The 3,619-nt window shown below is 55.8% G+C and carries 4 protein-coding genes and 1 pseudogene; all 5 read right to left on the reverse strand.

Annotation, left to right across the window (positions count from 1 at the left end; genetic code table 11):
* A pseudogene (locus AC30RD_RS07325) lies at positions 1-281 on the reverse strand (type III-B CRISPR module RAMP protein Cmr6); the annotation flags it as partial.
* 2 nt (positions 282-283) lie between these two features.
* Positions 284-661 (reverse strand): type III-B CRISPR module-associated protein Cmr5, encoded by a 378-nt coding sequence (gene cmr5, locus AC30RD_RS07330; RefSeq protein WP_489493775.1) that lies wholly within the window; start codon positions 659-661, stop codon positions 284-286.
* Between the two features lie 10 nt (positions 662-671).
* Positions 672-1,523, reverse strand: coding sequence for a type III-B CRISPR module RAMP protein Cmr4 (cmr4, locus tag AC30RD_RS07335; protein WP_489493776.1), 852 nt, complete (start codon positions 1,521-1,523; stop codon positions 672-674).
* 2 nt (positions 1,524-1,525) lie between these two features.
* Positions 1,526-2,815: a type III-B CRISPR module RAMP protein Cmr1 gene (gene cmr1 / locus AC30RD_RS07340; RefSeq protein WP_489493777.1), complete on the reverse strand. Its 1,290-nt coding sequence runs from the start codon at positions 2,813-2,815 to the stop codon at positions 1,526-1,528.
* Positions 2,808-3,619, reverse strand: an 812-nt coding sequence (locus AC30RD_RS07345; RefSeq protein WP_489493778.1) for a type III-B CRISPR module-associated Cmr3 family protein, incomplete at its 5' end; no start/stop codon positions are given. The genes AC30RD_RS07345 and cmr1, both read right to left, overlap by 8 nt.

Raw genomic sequence — 3,619 nt, forward strand, 5'->3', positions numbered from 1 at the left:
TCCAGCACACTTTCAGCCCCCAGGTTGATAGCCAGACGCCCCTTCACCTTGGCGCGGCGAATTTGGGCGCCCAGGGCATTCAGGGACTGCTCCCAGCGTTTGAAAAAATCATCATAGGCTTGGGGAACGGACAATCCGGCAACCTGTTCAACCAGTTCGTGTTCCGGCGTGGTTTTCTCACTTTCGATGGATGCATCGTAGAATTTGTCCAGCCATAGCCCGGCATGAGTGGCCGCATAAGGGCGTGCATTTTGCAATACGTCTCGTCTGCTGTAGGCCATTTTCATTCTCCTGTGGGATCCACTTTCAAAATGGACTGGGAGAAACGCTTGAACCAGGTGAGCGCCAGCAAGGCACGGCGTGTCAGCGCCATATACTGAGCCAACTTTGCTTTACGGCTCTCGTGCAGCAACGCATCACGACCAGCGTATCCCAAAACATCTGCTAAGTCATCCAGCAACTGGCGATAAGGTCTCTCGTTGCTGCCGGTGGCCTTGGCATCCACGAAGGCCAGGGCCTGTGCCAGCCCAGCGGTGCGAATCAGTACCGGAAGTTTTTGCGCCATGCGTCCATATCCGTCACGCTCGGATTTGCTCTTATCCTCATATCGTTTGACGTTTTCATACACGCTTCGGGCGAATTTTTGTTCCAGGGTTTGCATGACTGCCTCCTCATTCCATCCGCAACTGGCACAGGCCGCGGCCAACAGTCGCATTGCCGCCAATTTGCAAGGGCTTGTCAATCAGGTTTTGCACCGTCTTGAAAATCTGGCTCACATCCGTTTCGGCTTTTTTGACCGGCGCAGCCACGACCAGCCCGCTCAAAACCGTTTCCGCAGGCAGGGATTCCTCGTACCACAGCGCGCCCTTGGCCACTGTTTTTTCATCGTCTTTCAGTGCAATGCGGGCTACGACCTCGGTGGCGGTTTCGACCAGAAAACCGAAGACCTCATCGTGGACGATGCAGAAGCGCTGTTGGAAGAGTTTTTGCCAATCGGAATTTTCAGGGAAAAGCACACGGGCAAATGCCTCAGCCCATTCGTCCGCCCCGCCGCCGGCCTTCATTTGAATATCTTCCAGCACGACCTCGTTATCTTCTTTCAGGACGGTTTGCGCTGTGTCCAGGCAGTCTTCCGGCGAGGATATCTCCGGGATGGCAGACGGGAAACCATCCCCAGACGCCATAGCCACATCGCGCGCGAAGCGCTGCAAAACAAACGGCGAGGTGACCCAGGCGAAGGTTCCTTTCAGGCTGCGGATGGGCATTAGCAGCAGGCGTTGGTCGGTAAAATGTACTGACCCGGCATAGTCGGCGGCGTTAGTTGTGTCCGGCCCGAAAACCTTGGTCTGTAACGCTTTGTCCTGGCAGGCATCACGCAAGACGCCCTTGAGTGAGGAGCCGGGCAGATAGGGCAGGTTGGTGGACTTCTCGCGGGCGATGGGCAGGTCAATCACTCCCACGCCCTGACCGGTGCCGGCATGGAGCGGCGAGAGGGTATGCACGAAAAGCAGTTTGGCATCCATAGTTATTTTCCTTTCACGTAATCGAGAAATGCTTGCAATACATCGGTTTGTCCGTTGAGTACGGGGATATGCTTGGCTTCGTTGGGATCGAGTGCGCTTTTTACCGTTTCACCAATTTCTTTGCCTTTTAGGCGCAATCCGCCAGGCGGGGTATACGGTTCGTTGTCCGGGTTGCGCGGCTCCCACGCCAAGAGCAATGCAAGCCCAACGGCGCCGTCTGAACAGGCGATGGGGCGCAGAATGAGCGGGCTGGCGAGACGGTCGTATTGAGCACCTTGCAGGGTTGTATCAAAGGGGTCTTTCTTATCATTAAAGTGAAAGATGATAGGCAACCCGAATTGAGCACGTGGGAATTTTTTGTAGGCTCGTGAAGGCAACTCTTGATGTTTCTGATCTCGTTTCCCAGTTATGAACCGAATTTCCTCCGGTTCTGGCCAGTAACTTCGCCCGGGTCTCTTTGGCTCTGCCCCCTTTCTTCGATTTTGCCGAAATTGTTTTAATTTCGTCAGCAATGCTTTCCAAGCATTAGCATTCTTGCTGGAAATGAAGGCTAGTTGCGATGTTCCCGTTGGTAAGTGCGGCACGCCGGCAGGCCAAGTTCCTTGTATTGAGGAAAGATGGTTCTCAATCGTTTTGCGCAGTTCGTCACAAGAATTTGGCGCAACGTCTTTCCCGTCAATTCCAACAAGTTGCAAGGCCCCAAAACCGCGGCGGGTACGCGCGCCGATACCGCCAAAGGTTTCCCAGGCCCAGAGAGCAGCGTTAATCTCGTATTGGAAATCATCAGGATATTCGATCTCTATTTCAAAGGACACACCTTCACGCAGCGCGCCAGCAGGTTTGCCATCTTCTGCCCGTAGAGGAAAGGCTACATACCCCAAAGGAGATTGGGGATCACCTACATCTACCTTTCGCATCCCGCGTTTGGTATTTATTTCAACCTGCTTGAGCAGGCGTCCTGGTTTAGACTGAATAACTCTGACGATAACTTTCGACGGCCCCGGCTTATCCTTACCTGCCGCCGAACCAAAAATCTCTTCTTCGCGCTTGCGCATTTCATCTAAATTGCCGCCAAACTTTGGGTCCCCGCCGCGGGTGGCGCGCCACCAGAAGCGCAGGTGTCCGCGGATTTCGCTGGCGCGCACCACGGTAATCGGGTCGGCTTGTTCCGGCTGCACGCCGCCGCCATACAGCGGGGTAATTACCTTATACTTGCGAATTTCAACAATTCTGTCGTCATCCTGCCGAAGATTGACAGGCGGAACCTTCTTGTCCGATTCTCTCCTAGGCATTGGTGACCTCCATTTCCACGGCTTCGCCGCTCCAGGTTCCCAGAACGGCCAATCCAAAACCATCGCGCCGTGCCTGCTCATCGTCGCTGACGGTTTGCATCCAGACCGTATCCGCAAAGGCGCGGATGGCATCGTCATCGCCTTGCAGTTTCAGGTAATACACGCTGCCGGCGGGAGCCAGGCGGCGGTTTGCTTTCGGCTTCCCGACGTTGTAGTCCCAGCCGGAAACCGTTTGATAGCGCGGCACTGCGGCAGCAACGACTTCTGCCTGCACGCCTGCCTGCGTCAACACCCAGGCGGGCCGATAGCCTTGCTCGAACAATGCCGGAGTGAGCAGCACAAGGCGGCAAGCCTGATCTCTGACAATCTGTTCCCGGATGTCTTCCGGGCAGAGCGGGAAGGTTTTTCCAGTCGGGAGCCAGCGTGCAACCCGCCGCTCGCCCCCCAAAAAGCCCAGAGAGAAGGACGGGTCGGCTTCCGTATCCAGCAGCAGTCCATATTCCACCGCCTCGGTCAAGGGCACGTTTTCCCCGTCGGGCAGACGGGTGAATTCCAACCCGCTGGTAACGAACAAGCCGCCCGGGTCTGCCGTCTGGGTGTCGAAGTCCAAACGGACGTGGACGCGATACTCCCGCGGTAGGCCCGGCAGCCCCCAAGCGCGGATATCGGTGATTTCCTGCTCGTCCTGCGGCTGCCGCAGCCAGGATTCGAAATCTTCCCAGAACCAGAAAGCCGGTTTGTTGCGGTGTACTTTGGATTTGTCCGGTTTGCGTGGCGCAACAAGATAGGGAAAATCTCCAAAAT

The organism is Nitrosophilus sp. (assembly GCF_982775275.1).

What these genes read in the sequence shown, in the direction of transcription:
- cmr5 (WP_489493775.1), bottom strand. Translation starts at nt 661, where the DNA reads ATGCAAACCCTGGAACAAAAATTCGCCCGAAGCGTGTATGAAAACGTC.
- cmr4 (WP_489493776.1), bottom strand. Translation starts at nt 1,523, where the DNA reads ATGGATGCCAAACTGCTTTTCGTGCATACCCTCTCGCCGCTCCATGCC.
- cmr1 (WP_489493777.1), bottom strand. Translation starts at nt 2,815, where the DNA reads ATGCCTAGGAGAGAATCGGACAAGAAGGTTCCGCCTGTCAATCTTCGG.